The sequence below is a fragment of the Bacteroides caecigallinarum genome (genome assembly GCF_016902295.1).
GTDB lineage: Bacteria > Bacteroidota > Bacteroidia > Bacteroidales > Bacteroidaceae > Phocaeicola > Phocaeicola caecigallinarum_A.
The window spans coordinates 1-360 of record NZ_JACJLQ010000173.1; the positions used below are offsets into that span (position 1 = coordinate 1).

Here is a 360-nt window from a genome sequence, read left to right on the forward strand (position 1 = left end):
TGCTGAAAACGGTTGATATCCGTTCACCCAAAACGGTGATATCCGTTCACTTTTCATCCTCTAAACCTATGGCGATGCAAATTTATTGATTTTCGTCTGTAATGTTATATTTTGGATGTTTTTTTTGACGCATACTGCTGCCTTCTAACTCGAAGCGCACACTTGTGTGCACCAGCCTGTCTAATATTGCATCAGCCGCAGTCGTGTTGCCTTTCATCACATCGTACCAGTTAGCAACCGGCAGTTGTGATATGATGATAGTAGCTTTCTGTCCATGTCGGTCTTCTATAATCTCCATAAAGTCAAGCAGCTGTTGTCCGTCAAGAACTTTCATACCGAAGTCGTCCAGTATAAGCAGAT

At 42.5% G+C, this 360-nt stretch carries 1 protein-coding gene; it reads right to left on the minus strand.

Annotated features, from left to right (window positions below):
• Window positions 1–82: 82 nt before the first annotated feature.
• The coding region (locus H6A27_RS14680; protein ID WP_204509217.1) for an ATP-binding protein at window positions 83–360 on the minus strand (278 nt) is incomplete at its 5' end.